The 4,554-nt window shown below is 59.7% G+C and carries 5 protein-coding genes; 3 read left to right on the plus strand and 2 right to left on the minus strand.

Annotated features, from left to right (window positions below; all coding sequences use genetic code 11):
* Positions 1 to 404: GTP-binding protein (locus tag AC1D0P_RS22180; RefSeq protein ID WP_477678724.1), on the minus strand; the 404-nt coding region annotated here is incomplete at its 3' end.
* A 25-nt stretch (positions 405 to 429) separates the two neighbouring features.
* The gene (locus AC1D0P_RS22185; protein ID WP_477678725.1) at positions 430 to 690 is read right to left on the minus strand and encodes a DUF1653 domain-containing protein; all 261 of its coding nucleotides are present in this window, start codon (positions 688 to 690) and stop codon (positions 430 to 432) included.
* A gap of 67 nt (positions 691 to 757) precedes the next feature.
* Here AC1D0P_RS22185 and AC1D0P_RS22190 point away from each other — a divergent pair, with 67 nt between their 5' ends.
* From AC1D0P_RS22190 to AC1D0P_RS22200, 3 genes are all read left to right on the plus strand, one after another.
* The gene (locus AC1D0P_RS22190) at positions 758 to 2,011 is read left to right on the plus strand and encodes an RsmB/NOP family class I SAM-dependent RNA methyltransferase (protein WP_477678726.1); all 1,254 of its coding nucleotides are present in this window, start codon (positions 758 to 760) and stop codon (positions 2,009 to 2,011) included.
* 197 nt (positions 2,012 to 2,208) lie between these two features.
* Complete coding sequence (locus AC1D0P_RS22195; protein ID WP_477678727.1) at positions 2,209 to 3,408, plus strand: DesA family fatty acid desaturase; 1,200 nt, start codon at positions 2,209 to 2,211, stop codon at positions 3,406 to 3,408.
* A gap of 415 nt (positions 3,409 to 3,823) precedes the next feature.
* The coding region (locus AC1D0P_RS22200; protein WP_477678728.1) for a hypothetical protein at positions 3,824 to 4,554 on the plus strand (731 nt) is incomplete at its 3' end.

Raw genomic sequence — 4,554 nt, forward strand, 5'->3', positions numbered from 1 at the left:
CGGCAGACCTGCAAGAGGCGCCGTGTCTGCGGCTCGACACCGTTGGCCGCGTCGATCACCATCAGCGCCGCGTCCACGGCGGTCAGCACGCGGTAGGTGTCCTCCGAGAAATCCTGGTGGCCGGGGGTGTCCAGCAGGTTGATAACGCAGTCGCGGTATTCCATCTGCATGACCGAGCTGGCCACCGAGATGCCGCGCTGCTTTTCGATCTCCATCCAGTCGGAGGTGGCATGGCGCGCGGCCTTGCGGGCCTTGACGCTGCCGGCGATCTGGATCGCGCCCGAGAACAGCAGCAGCTTTTCGGTCAGCGTGGTTTTACCCGCGTCGGGGTGGGAGATGATGGCAAACGTGCGGCGGCGTTTGACCTGCTTTTCGATTTCGGTGGAAGCTTGGGTTTCGGACATAACCCACGATTATCGGTGACGGCGCCTATTGAGGCACCGGACCGGGCTGACGGGCAAATCGTGGCTGTTTCACGCCGTCGATGACCACATCTTCATTGAACATGGCGGCGGGCCTTACCCACAGGCCTTTTTCACCGTAGAGCGCGCGGTACAGCGTCATGGGCTCCAGGCTTTCGCTGTGGCGCACGGTGCCGACCACCTCGTAGAGCATGCCTTTGTAGTGGCGGTACAGGCCGGGCGGAGTTTCGATCAGGGGCGGCAGTGCATCTTCGAGGGTTTCGGGCATGTCAGTCGGGGGCTATGAAGGGTATTAAAAAAGGGTGTGGCAAGACCGGAGTGGGACAATGGAGGCTATGCATCCTAAAGCCTTACTCGACAGTTGTTCCGAGCTTCTCAAGCAGGTCCTTAAATTTGATCATCCCGCCGACATGGTGGTGTCGCGCTATTTCCGCGACTACCGCCTCGGCCCGCGCGAGCGCGCCACCGTGGCCGAAACGGTTTACGGCGTGCTGCGCAAGAAAAACCTCTACACCTACCTGGCCCAGCACGGCAGCGGCGCGCCGGAACGGCGGCTGGCCATCCTCGGCTTTGCGGCCGACCGCGACTTCCTGCTGGGCGCGCTGACCGACCAGGAGAAAGACTGGCTGGCGCGCTGCGACCAGGTCAAGCCGGCCGACCTGATGGAATTGCACCGCCACAACCTGCCGCAGTGGCTGGTAGAGCCGCTCAAGGAGCAACTGGGCGACGATTTCTGGCCGCTGGTGGAAAGCCTCAATGCCCCTGCCGGGCTGGACTTGCGCGTCAACACGCTGAAGGACAAGCGCGCCGAAATCCAGAAAGAGCTCTCGAAAGCGGCGATCAAAACCGTCGCCACACCGTATTCGCCCTGGGGCCTGCGCATCGACGGCAAGCCCCAGCTGGCCAAGCTGGACGCTTTCACCCGCGGCGCCATCGAGGTGCAGGACGAAGGTTCGCAACTGCTGGCTCTGCTGGTGGACGCCAAGCGCGGGGAGATGGTGGTTGATTTTTGCGCCGGCGCCGGCGGCAAGACGCTGGCCCTGGGCGCATCCATGCGCAACACCGGGCGGCTGTATGCCTTTGACACCTCCGGTCACAGGCTGGATGCGCTCAAGCCCCGGCTGGCGCGCAGCGGGCTGTCCAATGTGCACCCGGTGGCCATTGCCCATGAACGCGACGACCGTATCAAGCGCCTGGCCGGCAAGATAGACCGCGTGCTGGTCGACGCGCCGTGCTCGGGCCTGGGCACCTTGCGGCGCAACCCCGACCTCAAATGGCGGCAAAACCCCAAGGCGATTGAAGAGCTCAGGGCCAAACAAACCGCGATTTTGCAGAGCGCCGCGCGGCTTTTAAAGCCCGGTGGCCGGTTGGTTTATGCCACCTGCAGCGTTTTGCGCGAAGAAAACGAGGCGATTGCCGAAGCCTTCAGCGCGGCCAATACGGGGTTCAACGTCCTTGAAACCGGGCCTTTATTGACCCATCTGGGGGTGGAACATGCGGAAAAACTGTGCCGCGGCCCCTACCTTCGCCTCTGGCCCTACTTGCACAAGACTGACGGGTTTTTCGCGGCGGTTTGGCAAAAGTCCTGATATTTTTGCCAGCAAATGACGACAGATAGGCTGATGTTACATATTCATTCGTGACTTTTCGCACCGATTTGACCGTCGGCCCTATGCCTCAAGTGACTTGGTATTTATGGGGGTTCACCTTACAATAGAGCCTCGTCTGGTGCAGCGCCCGGAGACAAATTTGGATGGCGCTGGCGCAGCTTGTTTAAAGGACTTTTATGATTTTGTTTGATGCCGCCCTCGACTGGCTGGCAAATGGATTGCTCGCCGCCAGCTGGTGGCAGATCGTGCTGTACGCCCTGGTGACCACCCACATCACCATCGCCAGCGTGACGATTTACCTGCACCGCCATCAAGCGCACCGCGCCATGGACCTGCACGCGATTCCCTCGCATTTCTTCCGCTTCTGGCTTTGGCTGGGCACGGGCCAGGTGACCAAGGAATGGGTGTCCATTCACCGCAAGCACCACGCCAAGTGCGAAACGCTGGAAGATCCGCACAGCCCCCAGGCGCACGGTATCAAGAAGGTGTTCTGGGAAGGCGCCGAACTGTATCGCGCCGAAAGCAAGAACAAGGAAACCATGACCAAGTACGGCCATGGCACGCCGAACGACTGGATGGAGCGCAATGTCTATTCCCGCTACAGCTGGCAGGGCGTTGGCCTGATGATGATCATCGACCTGGCCTTCTTCGGCGTAGCCGGTTTGGCGGTCTGGGCCGTGCAGATGGCCTGGATTCCCGTGACGGCGGCCGGCATCATCAACGGCATCGGCCACTACTGGGGTTATCGCAACTTTGAGGCGCCCGACGCCAGCACCAATATTTCGCCCTGGGGCATCATGATTGGCGGCGAAGAGTTGCACAACAACCACCACACCTACCCGACCTCGGCCAAGTTCTCGGTCAAGCCCTACGAATTCGACATCGGCTGGATCTACATCCGCGCCCTGGAAAAGGTCGGCCTGGCTTCCGTGAAGAAGGTTCCGCCCAAGCTCCAGCTGGGTTCCATCCAGCCCGTGGCTGACGAAAAAACGCTGGAAGCGCTGATCGCCCACCGCTACGAAGTGATGGCCGGTTTTGCACGCGAACTGCGCCGTGCCGGCAAGGCCGAGATCGAAGTGCTGAAGGCGAAAAAAGCCGACGTCTCCGTGCTGCGCGCGGCCAATCGCTGGCTGCACCGCGACGACGACAAGGTGCCCGCGGCCGCCAAGCCGCAGTTGGCCCAAGCCCGTGCCGAGCACCCCGTGCTCGACAAGATGGTCACCATGCGCGAAGAGCTGCGCCAGATGTGGATGAGCACCTCTGCCTCCCGCGAGCAGCTTGCAACCGACTTGCAAGCTTGGTGCCATCGTGCGGAAGAGAGCGGCATTGCCGCCCTGCGTGAGTTTTCGATGAAGCTGCGCGCCGCCCGCGCCTGACCTGGCGTTGCATACCGGCCTGGTTTCAGGTCGATACCTCTTAAAAACCGCTCCGGAGGAATCCGAGAGCGGTTTTTTATTGTTCGGCTCAAAGTACGAACTCCGTGATCGAGCGCCTCAAGATTTGATAATGGGCAGGGTCGCTACCAGCGTACTGTTCAGAGCGTCCGAGATTAGTCATCTTCTGCACACGGAAGAGAACTTTCATGCGAATTGCGCTGAAGCCTGACCTCCACACACCTGCAACTCAAAACGGGCGATTGGGTCGATGTTCCGCAACGTAAATGGCCGTCTGGCAGGCGACTTCACCTCAACTTCATATAGCTCATCAAGACCTCACAGACGCGTATCAGACTGCACCTGTCGAAAGTCGAGTGCATCAATCTGATGCTTCATTTCGAAGAAAGGCCGGTCTGTGAGTTCAATCCGTAGCGTCGCTACTCTTCCGCCACACACACGAATTTTCGGTCCGGTAACGACAAGAAAGACTGTCCGGCTTCTAAAACTGTATCTGCTGCTCATTACGGGCGGCTCGGCTTTGCTGCTTTTCGCGCATCACGATGCCTTGCAGATTTTCGGCTTGGGGTTGATGGTGCCGGGCGGTGGATTTCTGGCGCATGCTGATATTTGCACAGGCAGTGGCATAGGTCATTTAGCCGTCTGGTTGTGTTCGGTGGGTGCCTTGGCGTTTGCGCTATTGGTCTGGTTTGGCACGGGCAATGTATTGCTGCCTCCGTTGGTATGGCTCGGTTCGGCGTTTTGGGCCGCGAGCATGAACCATGGTGCAATTCAGCCAGGCGTGGTCCTTAATGTGTACTACGTGCTCGCGCTGTCTGCTGCGGCGGGCTGCCTGTTGATGCTGGGCTGGTTCATGTTTTCAGGCCGGCAAAGGCGCATCGATAACGATTACCTGGTCCGGCAAACGGCTCGATTGGACACGATCTTCACAGCCCAACCATCAAGACAAAAACCAGAAATGTCGTTGGCGCATCTGCAGCGTGTGAGGTTCGCCCTCGATAGAGCTCTGCAACCTTTCGATGAGTTTTCGGGATTCGAGCAACGCGATCAATTTCAGACGGCGGCGCTTCGGTATCAAGTCAACTTTCTGGCTTATGGCATTGCCTTGACGCAGGCACGCTTCACGCC

It is taken from the genome of Polaromonas sp. P1_G2 (assembly GCF_056405515.1).